Raw genomic sequence first — 18,352 nt, forward strand, 5'->3', positions numbered from 1 at the left:
AGTACGCAGCGGACAAACGAGGGCATTATGAATTAGTTGAAGACATAAAGACAAAAGCCCCCAGCTGGAAACTGGAGGCTTTTGCGGTACGGGCTTGGCTGGAAACCTTGCTCGTTACACTCACCAGCTGGAAACTGGTCGTGGGCCCATCTACAAGTCCCGAGTGTAGCGAAACGAGCAGGACAGTCAAGCGTTATTAAACCATTTCTTGAAAATGGATCGCTCGACATGTCTATCGCGCAACGTTTCGTTGCTGGCGAGGGTGACGCACACCCCGAAGATCTCGCCGCACTTTCTGCCTTCCGCTGTGATTCGACCAACCTGCCTTGGATCGTATTTCGTGCGGCGTTTCGAGCCGCTCATATCGAAGATATCCCAGCACGAGCGCGAGCAGTGCTCTCCGCCCTCGCCCGCACTGTTGACGCCAACAAACCGTTTGCGGCTATATTCGCTCGCCGGGAACTCCTTACCGGCCGTGCCTTGCAATCTATGCGGACCTTCTATCGAAGCCTTGCCGATCTCGAATCAGCCGGCTTGATTGACCGCCGCGCTCAGTGCCGCTACGTCGAGGCCGGGCTGTTCGGGCGCGCTTACATCCATCTCACGGAGCGTGCCGCGATCATCCTCGGCCTCTCTGACGCTGTCAGCGCTCCCTCTCCGGAACCCGCCGCTTCTACGTTTGAGCATCCGTCTGCCAATGTGGCAGACGGCGGTAAATATAAGGATCTAAACCCTCAATCTTTTCAAAAGAGACAACCGGGAAGCGTGCCTGCGGACCTTCAGCGCCTGCGCACCCTGGGTTTCGTTGATTTTCTGATCTTCAGGCTCATGCGAGAGGCGCGGGAGAATGGCAAACGCCTTTCGGATGTCGTGGAAGCCACGTGGGAACATTTGAAGCGCGCCAACGCGCCCATCAACTATCTCCGCACCCTTTTACGCAGCACGGTCGATTTTTCGCATCAAGTTCGTCGTCGCATGGAAGCCCAAGCGGAAGCACTTGCGCACGTGGAGCAAGCGAACGAAGCGGATCGGGTCGCCCGTGAAAGCGCCGGACAAACCTTCGTCGACGCTTCCGGCGAACGCAAATACGTGATCGATGCGGACGGCGAGACCATGGTCGTCTACACGCTTACCGAAAGCGCAGGTCGTCAGGCAGCCGGATGGAAGCAGAGCTTTGCTCATGCGAAGACTCGCGGCCAAATCCGGGCCGCGACAATCGTCGATATCGAAATTTTCGCCCAGCGGCGAGGCGGTACAAATGAAGCAGAGGGTAGGGCGCGTCCACCTGTCACTGCGCAAATTCGCGAGCACATTGCAGGACTACGAAGCCTCCTGTCGGCACGTCATCCTACGAGGACCGCTTAGCGACTCGGCTTAAAATCATGCAGATTTTCCAGATTGGAACAGGCGAGCAGGGGAGTGCGGGACGTCGCCGAGCCGATGGCCTTGCTTGGCCGTTTTGAGCAACGCGCGCACGATTCGGTGGATCTCTCCGCCTTACATCAGCCGCAGCACGACTCGTTGCAGCAGGGCTTGCAAGTCACGTCGCGTATCAACGACAAGATGAACGTAGAGCGTCTCCCCCTGAACCTGATAAATGATCCGGTTCTTACCCGAGATCATTTGGCGATAACGTTCATCGACGAAACCCTCGAGTTCGGCGGGTACGTGACCGGTCTCCGGGAATTGACGAATGTGGGTGATCGTCTCTTGCAGCTGTGCCGATGTGTGGCGCCATGTTTCCCAACCGAACGTGCGAACAACGTAGCTTCGCAATTCATCGATCCCAATCCGCGCTGTCGGAAGGATTCTGTACTTCAGCAACTGTCCCGTCATTAGCGCAGCTTCTGCTCACGATCGAGTTCGTTGAGCTCTGCGAAGAAGGCGTCGCCGTCTTCATGGTCTGCTTGTTCGATCTGCTTCTGCCCAATTGCCAGAATTTTAAGTAGCGCGATGGTTTGCTGAGTTGCCTCGTAACTTCGAACGTCCTGCACCACCAGCTTTGCCTCGCCGTTCTGCGTGATGATCAGCGGCTCGCCCGAATCCGTCAGGTCCTTCACGATTTTTGCAGCTTCACTCTTTAGATAACTGATGGGTTTTACGTGGTCGGCTATGTGCATGACAGTCTCTGAGCTAGGTTCGGACCAAATATAGACCATTTTTGGTCGTTTCACAATCTAACCGCGCCAAGAACGCGGAGCCGCTGTCTCAAACCCCCGTCTTGGCCAAAAAGAAGCACTCACACCGTTCCGCGCACGCGCTCGACGACAAGATTTCCACAAGCGTCCAGGACAGCGGCAATGAACGGCGTGATATGCCGGGGAATGCCCCATTCGGCAGCGGTCGAATCCGTCATCATCTGTCTTGCGAAGTAGTGGAACACTTCGGCGCAGATAATCTCGGGTGCGTCTTCTTCGAAGTATTGCTCTCGATAAATACAGGAGAAGTGAAGCACACAGCGGCTGAGCGAGGCGCTGGTGAGTTGGGCCCACGCACGATGCTCATGGCCCGACAAGCTTTTGCGCAGATCGCGGACGGTTGCCCACAACACTTCCGCGAGTGGTTCCGGGATGCCGAGATACAAATAGCCAACGTTTTCGTTTGTCATTGCGCCCACCCCTCAAGGATCACTTATCATTCGAGCCATTCATAATGCAATTGACATACCTTGTCTGAGGTATTCCGGAATACAGATGAATAGTGTCTATCAACGCGCGAATACGCAGTATGTTTTGCGGTGCAGAACGATTACATGAGAAGTGACTGCACCGAAAAATCAATGCTTCTTCACGGCACCGTTGTCTCATTGCTCCAAGGTTGCACGCCCTGATTTGCAACACGTTGAACGGGATGCGCAAGCGAAGATGCACCCGCGTTGTTGGCCACCGGACTGCCTCATCGCTGACATATTCGAGTTTGTCCACGCCAAACGCGGCGGATGTCGATTTACCGATGCATCGCCCGTCGTATGAGGACGCGTGTCATCATCGGCACGTTTCTAGTCTGCCGACTCACGGCGCAAACGGAGAAGTCAATGAAGAAAGTCAAGGTTGCCGGGTTCGGTGTATCGATCGATGGCTTTGGCGCGGGAACCGCTCAAAGTCTCGAAAACCCGCTCGGCGCGCGAGGCCCGGAAATCTTCCAATGGTTCTTTCCCACTCGGACGTTCCATCAGATGGTGGGAAAAGAGGGCGGTGATACCGGCCCCGACGATACGTTCGCCCGCCGCGCAATGGAGGGTTTCGGCGCGTTCATTCTTGGCAGGAACATGTTCGGTCCGATTCGCGGGGAATGGCCGGACGACGAATGGAAGGGCTGGTGGGGCGACACCCCGCCGTATCACGCGCCGACCTTCGTGCTGACGCATTATCCGCGGCCATCGATCGAGATGCTGGGCGGAACGATCTTTCACTTTATCTCCGATGGCATCGAGGCCGCGCTGGAAAGGGCACGCGAAGCCGCGGGCGAAAAAGACGTCAAGATCGGAGGGGGCGTCGAGACGGTGAGGCAATACATTCAGGGCGGCTTCGTCGATGAGATTCACCTCGCGTGCGCGCCGGTCGTGCTCGGCGAGGGAGAATCGCTCTTCAGCGGCATCGATCTTCGCGCGCTCGGCTATCGAACGGTCGAGCATGTTCCGACGGAGCGCGCCACGCACATCGTGCTTGCGAAGTAACGTGTGCGGCGCATCCGTCATCAGGGCCGATTTTGTCCTCTTCCTGTCTCGAAACAGGCTCGATAGGACTGAAAACAGGCTCTATGATGGATGCGTCCACTACTTCCCGGAAATCAAGAAATGTCCTCATCCAACCCGGCGCGCTCGGCGCTCGTCGTCATCGATGTGCAGGAATCGTTTCGTCACATGCCCGACTGGTCTGAAGCCGATTTGCCCGCATTCAAGGAAACCGTCCTGCAACTGGTGCATGGCGCACGCGAGCAAGGCGTTCCGGTCATCCACGTTTTTCATATTGGCAAGGCTAAGCCGTTCACGCTGGAATCGGGTTTCGTCAAACCGCTTGAGTGGTTGCCGCAAACGCCTGCCGCCGTGTTCGAGAAGCACACGCACAACGCCTTCACCGATACAGGACTTGATCTGTGGCTGCGCCGGCATGGCATCGGGCATCTCGTCATCAGCGGCATACGCACCGAGCAATGCTGCGAGACCACGACGCGGGTGGGCTCGGATATCGGCTATGCCATCGACTATGTGACCGACGCCACGCTCACGTTCCCCATGACGCACGCGGGCAGCGGCCGCACCTATACGGCCGACGAGATCAAGGCGCGCACGGAACTGGTGCTGGCGGGACGCTTTGCGCGCATCGCGAGTGTCGAGGATGTGTTGGATGGCTGGCGGACGGCGCGCGCAGCGTGAGCAAGCGAACGTCCGTATGGTTCGTGCTGACGCCGCCCGTGCTGATGCTCGACTATGCGGGACCGGCCGAGGCATTGCGCATGGCGGCGCAATCCGGCGCTGCTTTCGAGCTGCATCATTGCGCGCCGGTCCCGCAAGTGGCGACTTCCATCGGCACGACAATCGATGGACTCGAACCGCTCGCCGACACCTTGCCGCCGGACAGTCTGGTGATCGTGACGGGCACGGCCGACGTGCCCGAACCCGGCGCAAGCCCGGCATTCGATGCGGTCACGCGATGGCTCCGAAACGTGCCGAGCGCCGACACGCGCCTCGCGAGCATTTGCGCGGGCGCCGTGTTGCTGGCGCGCGCCGGACGTCTGACAGACCGGCGCTGCACCACGCATTTCGGGCTGACCGATCTGCTCAGGACTACCGAGCCTTCCGCACATGTTCAGGATGACTGCCTTTTCGTGGATGACGGCAACGTGCTGACCAGCGCAGGCATCACGGCGGGTATCGATCTATCGCTGTATCTGATCGAGCAGTATGCAGGCGCGCCGCTGGCGGCCGACATCGCGCGTCGGCTGGTGGTGTATCAGCGCCGCGCCGGTGACGATGCGCAAGTGTCGCCGTGGCTCGCGCATCGTAATCATGTGCATCCGGCGGTGCATCGGGCGCAGGACGCCATCGCAGCGGACCCGGCGCGGACGTGGCATATGGCCGATCTCGCGCGATTGGCGCATGTCAGTCCGCGGCACCTCAGCCGGCTGTTTGCCGAGCATGCTGGCATCACGGTATTGGCGTATCAGCAGAGCTTGCGTATAGCGCGGGCACAGCAACTCATGGAACACTCGGATCTCACCGTCGAGCGTGTGGCGGAGGAATCCGGCTTTGCGTCCGCGCGTGATTTTCGGCGAGTCTGGCGACGCTATCACGATACGTCGCCACGAAAGGTCTTTTAGAAAGCGCGTCGTTGAGGCGCGAATCGCCACAAGAGAAGCACGAACGCGAGCGCGGCAGGGATCCAGTTCAGACGCGTCGGCACGCGTTCGCGATGCGCGTATCGCTGGTCCATCATGGCATCGGTGAGATCGTGCGAAACCCGCAACCGTCGATACTCGAAACCGACTTGTTGCGCGACCGCCTCAAGATATTGCCCGCGCAACGAAGACAGTTCTTCATGACTTTCGGAAACACCCTCGGCACGCGATTGCGGCGGCACCTGAATCACGTCTTCCGCGCGCCAGTAGCCGATCCGCTTGCCGTTCCGATCGGTGCGCGGAATCGGCACGGGTTGATCGCCGCCCACGCCGATGAGCCATCCCTTCACCTGTCCGCGCGGAATGTCACGCACGCGCTGATTGTCGGGCAGGATAGGCGGCGCTTCCTGACCATCGGTGACGAACAGGACAGCGGCATCGTGTCCCTCGTTGTTTGCGGTGCGCACGGCGGCATAGACGCCGCCTTCGGCCACGCGGCTCCAGTTGGTCCAGCGCATGTCTCCGCCGATGCTGTACAGCGAAGCGAGCAGGGCATCGAAATTCGCGCACAGTTCGATGGGCGGCACCAGCAGCAACGTGCTTTGCCCCGTGAAAATGCTCCAGCCGATCTTCGACCCGCAAGGCAAACGCGCGAGACTGTCTCGCATGGCTTCGCGCGCGAGCGTCAGTCTGCTGACCGGCGTCGCGCCCATGCCGACATCTTCCGTATCCATGCTTTGGGTGATATCGAAAGTCACGACGTAGCTGAACACGTCGCGCTGAAACATGGCGTCCGGCATCCAGATGGCAGCGACGAGCAAGGGCACGGCGAGCACCACGGCCCAGTTTCGACGCCGCATCACGGTCTGTATCGACGAGAAGGCATTCATGGCAGGTCGTCGCTTTGCGCGCCGCGCAGCTTCACGCTCGAACGCTTCTTCACATCGAGTTGCTCCTGATCGTCGGGCGTTTCTGGCGCGAGCCATAACGCGCGTTCGAGGTTGTAGCGCGTATCCCAATCGTTCGGGTCTTCTGATGAGAGCCGGAGCGCCGCGCGGTAGCGCTCCTTCGCTTGCTCAAGCAACGGCAGCGAGCGGATCGGACCGGCGGCGTCCGGGCCCGCTGCCTCGCGCAGATTCATGTTGCCGAGATCGAACAGCGCGGCGGCTTGCAGGGCGCGGTCGTCGTCTTGTGCGATGACTGAATCGAAGAGATGCTGGGCATCGTTCGGACGTCCCGCCTTCGAAAGCGATACGGCGCGCGCAAGGCGTACTTCGGGCGCGTCCGTTTGCGAGGTTGCATCGCGCATGGCGTTCGATACGGCTTGCGCGTGACGCAGCATCGCCCAGTCGTAGCAGGCGAGGGCGGCGAAGAAGATCGTCGCGGCTGCGAAGGCGAGGTGAATCACGCGGCGCTTCATCGCAGACTCCGTACTTGAACGAGCCGCAATGCAAGCAGCGCCACGCACGCCATTAACGCGACGGCGAAGCATCGCGCGCTGTCATCCTGTCTCGGCAAACGTTCTTCGTAGGTGACGACTTCGTTTTGCTGGCGGTTGATGGCCGACATCGCTTCGGCCATTGCCGTCGAATCTTCCGCCTGATAAAGCCGATACGGCGACGCAAGCCCCTGAAAATAGCGGTGCAGTTCCGCTTCCTCCGATTGATCGTCGGCGGGCGCGAGTTTCGTGAGGTCGGGACTGTACACGCCGCTTCGCAGATACACGAAGTACAGCGCGATGCGATTGCGCGCGAGTCCACGGCCGATGGTGGCGCGCGCGTCGGCATCGAGACGTGCGCCGCCATCGGACACGAGCACGATGGCGCGGCTTCCTGCATAACGCTGGTTATCGAACTGTCTGATCGCGGCGATCAAGCCCTGATCGAGCCGCGTATCAGGCGTGCCGCGTCCGATAGCCGTGCCTGCGAGCGCGGCATCGATAATTCGGTGATTCGCCGTGAAGGGCACCGCGAGAATCGGGCTGATGCCGAACATCATGAAACCGAAGCGGTCATCGGGCCGCCCCGCGACGAAGCGTTCGAGCGAATGGCGCGCGACCGCGTTCTTGGTCTGGCCGCTCGGCTCCGCGACGGGCGTCTTCGACATGACGGCGTCCATGCTCGCGCTGCGATCCATCAGGATAAGGATCTCGGACGCGGCGCCCGTGCGCGTCACGCTTACGTTTGTGCGGCCCGGCCCGGCGAGTCCGATGACGATCGCCAGCATCGCGGCCATCGCGCAGAAGCGGCGTGCGTGTTCCGTCATCGCGCCGAGCACATCACGCGGCAGCCAGTCGATGAAGGAAAACGCGAAAGCGTCCGAATGCTTTGGCAGCAAGGGCAGAAACGCGAGCGGCATCAAGATCAATAGCCACGGTCGGAGAAAGTCGACGGACATCGTCATTGCCTTTTCTCGGCGCGATAGAGCGCACGGGCAAATTCCGACAACGGAAATGATGCGCGCCCGCCATCGCCGCCAAAGAAGCGTTGCTGCGAGTTAGCATAGAACGCTTCGAGGCGCGGTTCGAACGCTTCGAGAAAGGGCGCGCGCTGAAGGAGCGTCGATAGCGAAGTGGCGGTGACGACCTGACCGGCGGTTTCGTCGAGTGCGCGATGGAGTTGTACCCACGCGCGGTCGTTGTCGTCGATGTTCGCCGAATCGATGCTGCGGATCGCCTGCCACGCGCGTGCGAAAGGAAGCCGCCGCGCATCTTCGCGTCTGCGCCACGACCACCACGCGAACCAGCCGAGCAGCGTGACCGCCATGAGCGCGAGGGACGTCATTAAGCGACGCCGTCTTGCCACGCCGTTTTCCGGCATGACGAGGCGATCAGGTCTCATCGGCTGAAGATCGCCTGCGCGAAACGACGCACGCGGCGTCAGCGCGTTGATGCTGATGGGCCACGCGGCCACATGCAACACCGCGCCGTTCGCCGATTTGAGATCGAACGCGGGCACCTCGGCTTGCGTGAGCGCCGGGGCCGCGTTGACGATTTGATAATCGATGACCATCCACGAGCGGCCTTGCGCATCTCTTTCGATGCGCGGCTGACGGCGTTCGAGCCACACGCCGATGCGTCCCGCCGAGGGCAGGGGAATGTCGCCATCGATAGTAAGCAGTACGCGCTGAGTGAGCCTGTCGCCGAGCACGTAGCCGAACGCGCGCGGTTGCTGGACGGTGGCATCGGCGGTCGGCGCGGCTTGAGTCACGCCCGAACACATCATGGCGAGCGCGATCGCGATGAACGCACAGCCGCGTCTCATGCGCTCGTTTCCAGAAAATGGCGAGACAGCGCTTCGGCATCGAAAAAACCTTCGATGAAGAAGGGCGTCGCGCCGTATCGGCTGAAGAGGGCTTTTAGTTCGGCGCGACGTTTCGCGACGTTGTCACGCCACTGTTGCACCATGCGCGGCCGCAACCAAAGCGTGCGTTTTCCGCCCGTTTCGATGTCGCGTATAGGCAGAAAACGCCCCGCATCCGGCGGCTCGGTTTCCGCCTTGTCCCAGATGACGATCGGCACGACACGCGCACTGACGAGCCGATGCAGCGCCGCGTCGAGCCGCGTCAGCGGCCAGTGAAAGTCGGACACCAGAAACACCAGCCCGCGACGGCCTGCAAGACGATCCAGCGCGATATCGCCATTGACCTTCGAAGGCATGCGGGCGGCATTGCGAAGCAGCGTCGCCATTTCCTCGCCGACCGCGCGGCCATGACGCGCCGGCACGAAGAGGTCTTCACGCGCGCCGTGATCGAAGGCGAGCATGCCGACCTGATCGCCCGCCCTGAACGCGCTATAACCCAATGACGCGACGAAATCAGCGGCGAGTTGAAGCTTCGTGTCGAAGCGCATGGAATCGGACACATCCACGACCACGTACACCGGAACGGCGACACGCTGCAAATGCAGACGCACGAGCCATTGCGGCGGCACCGAACGCTGGCTTGCACGCAGATCGAGTCTGCGCGGATCGGGATGATCGAACAGACGCGCGTGCATGGCGAATTCCTGACCCGCGCCGAAGCTCGTGCCCGGATGCGTGCCGGGCCGGAATCCTTTCGCGCGCCCCGGCAGCCGATAATGAAATTCGACTGGCTCTTTCATGGCTCACGGCACCGCGATCTTCTTCACGATGGAATCGGTCAGACGTTCCGCAAGTTCCTGCCGGCGCATTTCGTACACCGGCGTAAAGAACACGCGATGACCCAGCGCCGGCAGCAGGACCGCGTGACAGTCCTCGGGCACGGCATGCAGGCGTCCGTCGAGCCACGCGTGCGTGCGCATCGCACGGACCAGCGCGCTCATGCCGCGAGGGCTTGCGCCCGCGAGAATCAGCCGATTCATGTCCACGTCATCGATCTGGATACCGAAACGTTGCGGCGTCTCGGTCGCTTGCCAGATATCGAGCACGTATTTTTCGAGGCTCGGGCTCAAGCTCACGCTGCGTTGTATCGCGGTGCCGATGTCGTTCAGGCGCTTGGCGTCGATCACGGCGGCGGGTACGCTTTGCAGGAGCGTATCGACATCGTGGAAGACGGGATCGAACACCAGTGCGCGCCGGATGTCGGGCGCAGCAGGCGTCGGCATGTTGAGTTCGAAAAGAAAGCGGTCGCGCGCGGCGGATGCCAGTTCGAAAGTCTCGTCCTTTTCCACCTTGTTGCGATCCGCATAAACCGTCATATGCGGAAAGCGATATTCGCGGCCGAAAGCCGACACGGAACGCTCGGCCATCGCACGCAGCAACAAGGACTGAACCTGCGGGCGCGAGCGGTTGATCTCGTTGAAGAAGAACGTGGTCAGCTTTTCGCCGTGACGCAGCAACGGACCGGGATCGATGCGCGGCTTGCCTTCTTCATCGACGAAGGTGTGATAGATCAGATCGCCCGGCATCAGATCGATGGTGCCTTCGATACGCTCGAAGTCGCCGCCCGTGGCGCGCGCGAAGGCACGCAGCAAGGTGGTCTTGCCGACGCCCACGCCACCTTCGAGCAGAACGTGTCCGCGCGCATACAGCGCGACGTTGATCAGATGGATCGTCTCTTTTTGCCCGACGACGGCACGCGCGACCGCATCTTCCATCTTGAGGGCGTCGCTGCGGGAGTCGTTGAGTTCGCTTTCCGTTGTCATGGCTCGGATGGCGGTACAGCGCGAATGCGCGCGGGCGTGAGTGCGGAGCATAAGACGTGCCGATCGGCGCGCGTGGCTGCGCGAGCCGAGGAGCGGGGCACAGTGTCAAGCGCGCGAGACATACTGTGACGGCTTCTCGTAACAGGTAGCACATCTGTCGCACCGAGAGGCTGCCATGTCCACCCAACGCGAACTTCACTCATCGAAAGCCCGTTTCACATGACGGGATTTCCTTCGGCTTTTTGCTGCAGGTGCTTTTTACCGCTCGAAACTGCGTTTTGCATCGCAAAAACGTATGCGTATGTCATTGAAAAGTAACGATAAATAATCTCTTATGTCTTATATAAGAGTTCGCCTGACGCGATAAAGCGGCGTTACTATTAAGTCATGCAGTCGCACGGAAAAACACAGCGACACGCTGAACGAATCTAGTCAAACCCGCTTTGCTCTCAGGAGATTCACATGGCTCAATATCAGAACGACATCAAGGCAGTTGCCGGTTTGAAAGAGACTTACGGCAGCGCGTGGAATGCCATCAGCCCCGAGTACGCCGCTCGCATGCGTGCGCAGAACAAGTTCAAGACGGGTCTGGACATCGCCAAATACACGGCGAAGATCATGCGCGCCGACATGGCCGCCTACGATGCCGACCCGTCGAAATACACCCAGTCGCTGGGTTGCTGGCACGGTTTCATCGGGCAGCAGAAGATGATCTCCATCAAGAAGCACTTCAACAGCACGGACCGCCGTTACCTGTACCTGTCCGGCTGGATGGTCGCCGCGTTGCGCTCCGAGTTCGGCCCGCTGCCGGACCAGTCGATGCACGAAAAAACGTCGGTCAGCGCGCTGATCCGCGAGTTGTACACGTTCCTGCGTCAAGCCGATGCGCGCGAACTCGGCGGCCTGTTCCGTCAGCTTGATGCCGCGCAAGGTCCGGCCAAAACCGCGATTCAGGAAAAGATCGACAACCACGTGACGCACGTCGTGCCGATCATCGCCGATATCGACGCGGGCTTCGGCAACGCGGAAGCTACTTATCTGCTTGCCAAGCAATTTATCGAAGCGGGCGCGTGCTGCATCCAGATCGAAAATCAGGTGTCCGACGAGAAGCAGTGCGGCCATCAGGATGGCAAGGTCACTGTGCCGCACGAGGACTTTCTGGCCAAGATTCGCGCGATCCGCTACGCGTTTCTCGAACTCGGCGTGGACGATGGCGTGATCGTCGCCCGTACCGATTCGCTGGGCGCGGGCCTCACCAAGCAGATCGCCGTGACGACGACGGCGGGCGATCTCGGCGATCAATACAACTCGTTCCTCGATTGCGAAGAGTTGTCGGCGGACCAGCTCGGCAATGGCGATGTCATCATCAAGCGCGACGGCAAACTGATGCGTCCGAAGCGTCTGCCGAGCAACCTGTTCCAGTTCCGCGCCGGCACGGGCGAAGCGCGTTGCGTGCTGGATTGCGTCACCGCGTTGCAGAACGGCGCCGACTTGCTGTGGATCGAAACCGAGAAGCCGCATATCGCGCAGATCGGCGGCATGGTGAGCGAGATTCGCAAGGTGATTCCGAACGCGAAGCTGGTGTACAACAACAGCCCGTCGTTCAACTGGACGCTGAACTTCCGCCAGCAGGTGTACGACGCGATGAAAGCCGAAGGCAAGAACGTGGCCGATTACGACCGCGCTCAGTTGATGAGCGTGGAATACGATCAGACCGAACTGGCGAAACTCGCCGATGAAAAGATCCGCACGTTCCAGGCCGATTCATCGCGTGAAGCGGGCATCTTCCATCACCTGATCACGCTGCCGACTTATCACACGGCGGCTTTGTCGACGGACAATCTGGCGAAGGAATACTTCGGCGACCAAGGCATGCTGGGTTATGTGGCGGGCGTGCAGCGCAAGGAGATTCGTCAGGGTATCGCGTGCGTCAAGCATCAGAACATGTCCGGCTCGGATATTGGCGATGACCACAAGGAATACTTCAGCGGCGAAGCGGCCCTGAAGGCCGCAGGCAAGGACAACACGATGAATCAGTTCTGATTGCTGATCGCGGTCATGCTTCATGCAAAACGCCAGCCCTTACGGGTTGGCGTTTTTTTTTGATGTGCCGGCAGACACCCGCGCAGCAAACGCTTAACTTCCGGCCGTTTCCGCCGATAACTTCGTTGTTCGATCCACTGGCAACCAAGTAACCGGAAACGTCCATGAAGAAAAGCGCCATTCTGGCGATGCTCGGCGCGACCCTCGCCGTCGCGGGCTGCGCAAGCGCGCCCGAGGTGCGCACCACCAGCTATCAGCGGCACGAGCCGACGCCCGTTCGCAGCCTCCTGATCGTCGTCGACGACTCGCTGTTCGCCGAGGCATCGCGCATGGGTGACGGCCACGACTTCGCACGCACGCTTGGCGCCACGCTGAGAAACACGGCCGGTTCGATCCCGACGGCGCTGTTGCAGATCGATTCGGACATCGATGAGCGAGCCGTGCCGCGCACCATCATGTCGTCGCACGCGACACAACTCATGACGGTCAAGGCGACGCGTCTCAGGACCACGTCGAATGGCGACGCCGAAGCCGTCTGGCAACTGACCATCTCGGATGTCAGCGCGTCCTACGTCCCCGACGAGCGCGATCCTTCCCGGCGCAATACGCGCGTGGATATCAGGCCGTTCTATCGCGAGCAGATCAGTTCGGTCGTGAGGGTCGGCCTGGACTTCCTGATGGGCGGCCTCGACAAGCGCGCGCAGGACATGGGACTCGCGATCGCCGAGCGTTTGCGCGCGGATCACGTGTTGACGCCAGCACCGGCGGCCGGTGCCGCCCCCGTGCTTACGTCCGGCAACTCCTGATCTGCGCGGCAACGGCTAAAATCGCGGTTTTAGTTTTAGCCGGAATACGCGCATGTCTTTTGCCTCGCTCGGCCTGATCGAACCGTTGCTGCGCAATGTGCAGGAACTCAATTACCAGACACCCACGCCGGTGCAGGCCAAGGCGATTCCTGCCGTGCTCGGTGGTCGCGATGTCATGGCTGCCGCGCAGACCGGCACGGGCAAAACGGCGGGTTTTGCGCTGCCGTTGTTGCAACGGCTGGTGCAACACGGCCCGGCTGTTTCGAGCAATCGCGCGCGCGTTCTGGTGCTCGTGCCAACGCGCGAGTTGGCCGAACAAGTGCTGCAAAGTTTCGTTGCTTACGGCCACGGCCTCGACTTGCGTTTTCTGGCGGCCTACGGTGGCGTGAGCATCAATCCGCAAATGATGAAGTTGCGTAAAGGCGTGGACGTGCTTGTTGCCACGCCGGGCCGCTTGCTGGACCTGAACCGCCAAAACGCCGTGCAGTTCGATCAGGTGCAAACGCTCGTGCTGGACGAAGCCGACCGCATGCTCGATCTGGGCTTCGCGCGCGAACTCGACGCCGTCTTCGCGGCCTTGCCCGCGCAGCGCCAGACGTTGTTGTTCTCCGCCACCTTTTCCGATGAAATCCGCGCGATGGCGGCAGGCATTCTGCGCGATCCGGTCGATGTCAGCGTCAGTCAGCCCAATGCCACCGCCAGCAAGATCACGCAGTGGGTGGTGACGGTGGATAAAAGGAACAAGCCCGAGCTTTTCATGCATCTGGTCGCGCAGAACGACTGGAAGCATGCGCTGGTGTTCGTCAAGACGCGCAACGGCGTGGATTACCTCGCGTCCATGCTCGATGAAGCGGGCTACGCGGTGGACACCATCCACGGCGATAAGCCGCAGCCTGCGCGCCTGCGTGCGTTGGAGCGCTTCAAGACACGGGAAGTCGATATGCTGGTCGCCACCGACGTGGCTGCACGCGGGCTGGACATCGACGATCTGCCGCTCGTCATCAACGTCGATCTGCCGATCGTGGCGCAGGACTACGTGCATCGCATTGGCCGGACGGGTCGTGCGGGCGCGAGCGGCGTGGCGGTGTCGCTCGTCTGCGCCGATGAAGCGCCGCAACTCGCCGCCATCGAAGCGCTGATCCGGCAGACGTTGCGTCGTGAGGAGGAGCCGGGGTTTGAGGCCGAACATCGCGTGCCGCAAACCAGCGCGACGGGCGAGATCGTCAGGAAACCGAAGAAGCCGAAGAAACCCAAAGTGGCGATTAAAGAAGTGAGAGAGTCCGGCGGTAATCCATTCAATGTGCAAAAGGCGCGCGGCAAATCCGTAAGCAAGTCTGCGGGCAGCCGAAACAAATCCCGTCCATAAACGCATCGGTTAAAAAGATCGACACGTCGACGGACGGGCTTTTGAATCATTCACATCGTCTTTTGTGAGGCTGGTTATTGTTGTCACCTCGACGTTTAGTCATGTAGTCAGTTTGCAAATTTTCCGAATCACGAATGGGTAGAAGAAGTCTGACAAACGCGATTGGGATCATGAATACGGCTGTCTTCGCCTTTCCAGACCTGCATGCACAAGTCCTTGATGGCTACATGATTCAAATAGCCAATGCGATAAATACTGGCCGTGACGATACACATGAGAATGTATCCAGCTAGACGACTTTTCATTTTTGGCCCCGTCGCACACCTTGTTTGAGAAGCCTGACCTCCTCAAACGCCCCGAACAGATTTCCTGCGATTCAGTACGAACACGTAGGCGTCCAGTAGCCCTGACCGTAGTACGGGCCAGTTTGCACCCACGTGTAATAGCAGCCGTACGCCTGAGCTGTCGACATCGTTCCGATTGCCGTGGCGAGCATGACACTTAAGAACATCAAACCTTTCTTCATTTTGACTCTCCAAACTTCATGAAATGGTCCGGCCTTCTTCGAATCCCCGTGAATGCGAAGCCGTTTTATTTTGAATCTCCGGCCTCATCGGCTTTTCGTTTGCCGATGTAGACATAATCGGCTACGAGATAAGCAATTGAAATCCCTCTTTTGTCGTTTAGATGTCCGACGCATGTCATCCGACACTCGAAGGCGCATTCGTAATAGTCTTAGTATTCCAAACAGGTGCATTTTCAGGGCGTGTCGATGATGCAACGATAAATCTGAACTGCTTCCAAGTAGGAATTAAAGAACCTACTATGTCGCGGTGTGCTGAACCATGGACTGGTCGATTCCCAAGAAGCGTCTTTCTGGTGACCCCATGTACTTTTTCTCGCGCTCAAAGGTTTCCCGGGCCCCAACCGATTCTCGATGGGGAGCGCTCGCGCGTCCGAAACTGTTTAGTCCTCCGTCGCGATTCACCCCCGAGATCGAAGAAAAGTATCTTGCGTACCACGGCGAGCACTATGTCGGTTACCGCAGGAACGCCATCATTTTTTCGTTCCTGAGCTGGATTGTCTTTATTGGCTGGGACGTTTTCTATTCCTACACGGATGAAAATTATCGTGAAGCGGCATTCACGGTATTTATATTACGAGCATTCGGAATTGCGGTCTTTGCGCATTTTCGTTTTAAATCGCTTGAACGTTCGTTCGAGAACGAACGTCACGCCACACGTCAGATCATTATTCACGCCGGCGTGCTCTACGGTCTGATGCTGGCCATGTTCACAAGCGTTCCAATTCCGTACGCCTTTATCCATTTTTACTCTGGCCTTTGTCTCACGCTTGTTTTCGTATACGGACTATCCCGCATCCTGTCGCGGCCGGCCGTGTTGATGAGTGTCTCGTGCGGGGCGTCGACCGTGGGTTTGATGGTCGTCAGAAACGCAATCCTGGGCGATGGCAGTATTCTTTCGCTCACGGGAAATTATATTTGGATGGCGTCATGCTATCTCTGCATCATCATACTTTGCGGAACCGCCATCGTGACGGAGCTGGAAAAGACCTCGCGCTCCGTATTCATGCGTGGATTCGAACTCGCCGAATCGAAAGCCGAAGAACAGGTCAAGAATTTTCGGTTGGCGGCACTCAATCAGGACTTATTGAATGCACAGGCCGAATTAGAGAGTAAGACCGACGCACTGATTAAAAGCATGGATGAGCGAAGGCGGCTTGCGGAGGAGGGCAATAAAGAGAAATCTTATTTTATATCGTGCGCCATACACGATGTACGACAGCCGGCCACGGCCATGCTTAGCCTGATTCGTCCTATCGAAACAGCGCTCTCGGCGGGCGAACTGGACAAAGCATCGGTCCTTCTTTCGAAGATGGCGCGCGCCGGGGCGATCATGAATAACTCATTCAGCAACGTGCTGGATCTTTCACGGATCGAATCGGGACTGACTGCGCCGGAGTATGAAAATTTCAAGGTCAACGAAGTCATGGCCTCTGCGATCGAAGCAACGCGACTGGCTGCGGAAAGCAACGGTGTCTGGATCAAACTCATTCCAAGCCGCCATGACATGCCGTTGATTCGCAGTGACTATTCGTTCTTACTTCGCGTGTTGTGTAACCTGATCGGCAACGGTATCAAATATTGCGATCGGTACAAATCGCCGAAAGTGGTGATTGCCGCGACTCGGCTGGAGCATGCTTTCCGAATCGATGTCATCGACAACGGAATTGGCATCGAGGAGCGGTTCCTGGGCGATATTTTCAGTCCTTTTTTTCAGATCAGAACGCATCAGGGCGATCTGACGAAGGGCCTCGGGCTTGGCCTGTCGCTCGTCCAGGGCATGATCTCGCGCCTGAAGGATCATCGGATAAAGGTCAGATCGGTCGAGCACCGGGGCAGCCGGTTTTCGGTACACATTCCGCTGGCCGACCGCGCGTGGCCTGCGCGGATCGTCGAACCCAAAGATCCACTCCAGACCGCTGAACAGCCCAGGTTGTACGCCTTGCTCATGGAACAAAACGACATGACTCGTGAGTCGATGATCGAATGCCTGCAGTGCTACGACGTGCATGTCGAATCATCCTCCTCGCTCCAGGGATTGCAGGCGCTCATGCGCGACGTGGAGACGCCGCCTGATATCGTGCTGCTCGACACAAGCCTGCTCCATGCGGATTCCGACCTTGACCTCATCCGGGAGAAGGCGAGTTTTTTCGGCGCCGATATTCCGATATTGTTCGTCGAAGGTCCTTCTCGACCGGCGTGGATCGATCACACGCGGCACACGCTCTGCAAGCCGTTCCTGTCGCAGGAATTACTCGAACAGATCAATAAAGCGCGGCGTGCTCTTGTTCGGGTTCAGGCTTCGGGACAATGATCTTCCGCCGGGAAACTTCCAGCATGAGATCGGTTCGTCGCACGACGCCGAAAAACCGGAAAAGAAACGGGTTGTAGTCTTTCCTGACCGTGTCCTCCGATACGCCCATCTTTCGAGCAATGAGTTTGTTGGGATAGCCTTGACAGATGTAATACAACGCTTCGAGTTTCCGGCCCTTCAATCCCAGTGCCTCCGCCGTGACCGACGACTGGAACGTGCCCCGGTTGAGCCCGCGTGGTCCGCTGGTGAACACGGCGGTCGGCAAGAATATGCCGCCCTCGAACACCGTGCAGAAGGCGCGGTCGAACAGACCGTCCGGATCCATGTTCTTGGAAATGTAGCCACAGGCGCCGGCGGCAATACAGGCCAGAATCAAATCGCGATCCTGAAACGAAGAAAGCATGATGGCGCGCGTATCGAGTTCGCGCTCCCTCATTTCCTTCAGCAGGTCCAGACCGCTCCTTTGATCGCGCAGACTATAGTCGAGAAACGCGATGTCGAAGGGCTCGTCAGTGAGTTTGCGTATTGCGTCGTCGTACGAACCAACGTCCTGAATCCGCGCCTGACGCACGGTCTTCTCGATGAGCATTTTTGTGCCTGCACGTTGAAGTGCTTCGTCTTCAACCAGCAGGACGCTCAATGTGAGTTCGTGGTTCATCGACGGATTCCCGATCAGGCTGTTATGTAGTCTAGCCTTCTCTCGCTATTTGCCAATCCGACATTTGTCGTGATCGTGCCTAAGGACGTTCGCACGTTTGCAACCGAGGGCACGTCTTAT

At 59.0% G+C, this 18,352-nt stretch carries 19 protein-coding genes; 8 read left to right on the plus strand and 11 right to left on the minus strand.

Going from position 1 to position 18,352, the window contains the following annotated elements; translation table 11 throughout:
- Positions 1-228: 228 nt before the first annotated feature.
- Positions 229-1,365 (plus strand): Replication protein O, encoded by a 1,137-nt coding sequence (locus ACZCWR_RS34955; protein ID WP_487306844.1) that lies wholly within the window; start codon positions 229-231, stop codon positions 1,363-1,365.
- Between the two features lie 132 nt (positions 1,366-1,497).
- Here ACZCWR_RS34955 and ACZCWR_RS34960 read toward each other — a convergent pair whose 3' ends face one another.
- The 3 genes from ACZCWR_RS34960 to ACZCWR_RS34970 form a co-directional block, all read right to left on the minus strand.
- The gene (locus ACZCWR_RS34960; RefSeq protein ID WP_487306845.1) at positions 1,498-1,836 is read right to left on the minus strand and encodes a type II toxin-antitoxin system RelE/ParE family toxin; all 339 of its coding nucleotides are present in this window, start codon (positions 1,834-1,836) and stop codon (positions 1,498-1,500) included.
- Positions 1,836-2,120: a type II toxin-antitoxin system Phd/YefM family antitoxin gene (locus ACZCWR_RS34965; protein WP_487306846.1), complete on the minus strand. Its 285-nt coding sequence runs from the start codon at positions 2,118-2,120 to the stop codon at positions 1,836-1,838. The genes ACZCWR_RS34960 and ACZCWR_RS34965 overlap by 1 nt, the downstream gene beginning before the upstream one ends.
- A gap of 119 nt (positions 2,121-2,239) precedes the next feature.
- Positions 2,240-2,608, minus strand: coding sequence for a hypothetical protein (locus ACZCWR_RS34970; RefSeq protein ID WP_487306847.1), 369 nt, complete (start codon positions 2,606-2,608; stop codon positions 2,240-2,242).
- Positions 2,609-3,034: 426 nt separating this feature from the next.
- On the opposite strand from ACZCWR_RS34970, the gene ACZCWR_RS34975 reads away from it, so the two are divergent.
- From ACZCWR_RS34975 to ACZCWR_RS34985, 3 genes are all read left to right on the plus strand, one after another.
- The gene (locus ACZCWR_RS34975) at positions 3,035-3,676 is read left to right on the plus strand and encodes a dihydrofolate reductase family protein (RefSeq protein ID WP_487306848.1); all 642 of its coding nucleotides are present in this window, start codon (positions 3,035-3,037) and stop codon (positions 3,674-3,676) included.
- 120 nt (positions 3,677-3,796) lie between these two features.
- Positions 3,797-4,375 (plus strand): isochorismatase family protein, encoded by a 579-nt coding sequence (locus ACZCWR_RS34980; protein ID WP_487306849.1) that lies wholly within the window; start codon positions 3,797-3,799, stop codon positions 4,373-4,375.
- Entirely contained in the window at positions 4,372-5,319 is a 948-nt protein-coding gene (locus ACZCWR_RS34985) for a GlxA family transcriptional regulator (RefSeq protein ID WP_487306850.1), read from the plus strand. Before ACZCWR_RS34980 ends, ACZCWR_RS34985 begins: the two co-directional genes overlap by 4 nt.
- Here ACZCWR_RS34985 and ACZCWR_RS34990 read toward each other — a convergent pair.
- From ACZCWR_RS34990 to ACZCWR_RS35015, 6 genes are read right to left on the minus strand one after another with little or no spacing between them, the layout of a single operon-like run.
- Positions 5,316-6,227 carry a vWA domain-containing protein gene (locus ACZCWR_RS34990; protein ID WP_487306851.1) on the minus strand — a complete coding sequence of 304 codons (912 nt, stop codon included), beginning with the start codon at positions 6,225-6,227 and terminating at the stop codon, positions 5,316-5,318. The two genes, ACZCWR_RS34985 and ACZCWR_RS34990, sit on opposite strands and share 4 nt — an antisense overlap.
- A complete protein-coding gene (locus tag ACZCWR_RS34995; protein ID WP_487306852.1) occupies positions 6,224-6,757 on the minus strand; it encodes an MxaL protein in 534 nt (177 codons plus the stop codon). Before ACZCWR_RS34995 ends, ACZCWR_RS34990 begins: the two co-directional genes overlap by 4 nt.
- On the minus strand, positions 6,754-7,740 hold the full coding sequence (locus tag ACZCWR_RS35000) for a vWA domain-containing protein (RefSeq protein ID WP_487306853.1): 987 nt from the start codon (positions 7,738-7,740) through the stop codon (positions 6,754-6,756). Before ACZCWR_RS35000 ends, ACZCWR_RS34995 begins: the two co-directional genes overlap by 4 nt.
- Positions 7,737-8,600, minus strand: a complete 864-nt coding sequence (locus ACZCWR_RS35005; RefSeq protein WP_487306854.1) for a hypothetical protein — start codon at positions 8,598-8,600, stop codon at positions 7,737-7,739. Before ACZCWR_RS35005 ends, ACZCWR_RS35000 begins: the two co-directional genes overlap by 4 nt.
- The gene (locus ACZCWR_RS35010) at positions 8,597-9,439 is read right to left on the minus strand and encodes a DUF58 domain-containing protein (RefSeq protein ID WP_487306855.1); all 843 of its coding nucleotides are present in this window, start codon (positions 9,437-9,439) and stop codon (positions 8,597-8,599) included. Before ACZCWR_RS35010 ends, ACZCWR_RS35005 begins: the two co-directional genes overlap by 4 nt.
- 3 nt (positions 9,440-9,442) lie before the next feature.
- Positions 9,443-10,462 carry an AAA family ATPase gene (locus ACZCWR_RS35015; protein WP_487306856.1) on the minus strand — a complete coding sequence of 340 codons (1,020 nt, stop codon included), beginning with the start codon at positions 10,460-10,462 and terminating at the stop codon, positions 9,443-9,445.
- Between the two features lie 462 nt (positions 10,463-10,924).
- Here ACZCWR_RS35015 and ACZCWR_RS35020 point away from each other — a divergent pair, with 462 nt between their 5' ends.
- The 3 genes from ACZCWR_RS35020 to ACZCWR_RS35030 all read left to right on the plus strand — a co-directional run bounded on the left by ACZCWR_RS35020 (position 10,925) and on the right by ACZCWR_RS35030 (position 14,677).
- Positions 10,925-12,505, plus strand: a complete 1,581-nt coding sequence (locus ACZCWR_RS35020; RefSeq protein ID WP_487306857.1) for an isocitrate lyase — start codon at positions 10,925-10,927, stop codon at positions 12,503-12,505.
- Positions 12,506-12,669: 164 nt separating this feature from the next.
- A complete protein-coding gene (locus ACZCWR_RS35025) occupies positions 12,670-13,311 on the plus strand; it encodes a hypothetical protein (protein WP_487306858.1) in 642 nt (213 codons plus the stop codon).
- Between the two features lie 52 nt (positions 13,312-13,363).
- Positions 13,364-14,677, plus strand: a complete 1,314-nt coding sequence (locus ACZCWR_RS35030; RefSeq protein WP_487306859.1) for a DEAD/DEAH box helicase — start codon at positions 13,364-13,366, stop codon at positions 14,675-14,677.
- Positions 14,678-15,053: 376 nt separating this feature from the next.
- On the opposite strand, the gene ACZCWR_RS35035 is transcribed toward ACZCWR_RS35030, so the two are convergent.
- Complete coding sequence (locus tag ACZCWR_RS35035) at positions 15,054-15,203, minus strand: hypothetical protein (RefSeq protein WP_487306860.1); 150 nt, start codon at positions 15,201-15,203, stop codon at positions 15,054-15,056.
- Between the two features lie 319 nt (positions 15,204-15,522).
- On the opposite strand from ACZCWR_RS35035, the gene ACZCWR_RS35040 reads away from it, so the two are divergent.
- Positions 15,523-17,574, plus strand: a complete 2,052-nt coding sequence (locus tag ACZCWR_RS35040; RefSeq protein ID WP_487306861.1) for an ATP-binding response regulator — start codon at positions 15,523-15,525, stop codon at positions 17,572-17,574.
- Here ACZCWR_RS35040 and ACZCWR_RS35045 read toward each other — a convergent pair.
- Positions 17,525-18,232, minus strand: coding sequence for a response regulator (locus ACZCWR_RS35045; protein ID WP_487306862.1), 708 nt, complete (start codon positions 18,230-18,232; stop codon positions 17,525-17,527). The two genes, ACZCWR_RS35040 and ACZCWR_RS35045, sit on opposite strands and share 50 nt — an antisense overlap.
- Positions 18,233-18,352 lie beyond the last annotated feature (120 nt).

The organism is Caballeronia sp. A2-2 (assembly GCF_057612605.2).

Coding starts and splice junctions, on each gene's coding strand:
- ACZCWR_RS34955 (WP_487306844.1), top strand. CDS start 229: ATGTCTATCGCGCAACGTTTCGTTGCTGGCGAGGGTGACGCACACCCC.
- ACZCWR_RS34960 (WP_487306845.1), bottom strand. CDS start 1,836: ATGACGGGACAGTTGCTGAAGTACAGAATCCTTCCGACAGCGCGGATT.
- ACZCWR_RS34965 (WP_487306846.1), bottom strand. CDS start 2,120: ATGCACATAGCCGACCACGTAAAACCCATCAGTTATCTAAAGAGTGAA.
- ACZCWR_RS34970 (WP_487306847.1), bottom strand. CDS start 2,608: ATGACAAACGAAAACGTTGGCTATTTGTATCTCGGCATCCCGGAACCA.
- ACZCWR_RS34975 (WP_487306848.1), top strand. CDS start 3,035: ATGAAGAAAGTCAAGGTTGCCGGGTTCGGTGTATCGATCGATGGCTTT.
- ACZCWR_RS34980 (WP_487306849.1), top strand. CDS start 3,797: ATGTCCTCATCCAACCCGGCGCGCTCGGCGCTCGTCGTCATCGATGTG.
- ACZCWR_RS34990 (WP_487306851.1), bottom strand. CDS start 6,227: ATGAATGCCTTCTCGTCGATACAGACCGTGATGCGGCGTCGAAACTGG.
- ACZCWR_RS34995 (WP_487306852.1), bottom strand. CDS start 6,757: ATGAAGCGCCGCGTGATTCACCTCGCCTTCGCAGCCGCGACGATCTTC.
- ACZCWR_RS35000 (WP_487306853.1), bottom strand. CDS start 7,740: ATGACGATGTCCGTCGACTTTCTCCGACCGTGGCTATTGATCTTGATG.
- ACZCWR_RS35005 (WP_487306854.1), bottom strand. CDS start 8,600: ATGAGACGCGGCTGTGCGTTCATCGCGATCGCGCTCGCCATGATGTGT.
- ACZCWR_RS35010 (WP_487306855.1), bottom strand. CDS start 9,439: ATGAAAGAGCCAGTCGAATTTCATTATCGGCTGCCGGGGCGCGCGAAA.
- ACZCWR_RS35015 (WP_487306856.1), bottom strand. CDS start 10,462: ATGACAACGGAAAGCGAACTCAACGACTCCCGCAGCGACGCCCTCAAG.
- ACZCWR_RS35020 (WP_487306857.1), top strand. CDS start 10,925: ATGGCTCAATATCAGAACGACATCAAGGCAGTTGCCGGTTTGAAAGAG.
- ACZCWR_RS35025 (WP_487306858.1), top strand. CDS start 12,670: ATGAAGAAAAGCGCCATTCTGGCGATGCTCGGCGCGACCCTCGCCGTC.
- ACZCWR_RS35030 (WP_487306859.1), top strand. CDS start 13,364: ATGTCTTTTGCCTCGCTCGGCCTGATCGAACCGTTGCTGCGCAATGTG.
- ACZCWR_RS35035 (WP_487306860.1), bottom strand. CDS start 15,203: ATGAAGAAAGGTTTGATGTTCTTAAGTGTCATGCTCGCCACGGCAATC.
- ACZCWR_RS35040 (WP_487306861.1), top strand. CDS start 15,523: ATGGACTGGTCGATTCCCAAGAAGCGTCTTTCTGGTGACCCCATGTAC.
- ACZCWR_RS35045 (WP_487306862.1), bottom strand. CDS start 18,232: ATGAACCACGAACTCACATTGAGCGTCCTGCTGGTTGAAGACGAAGCA.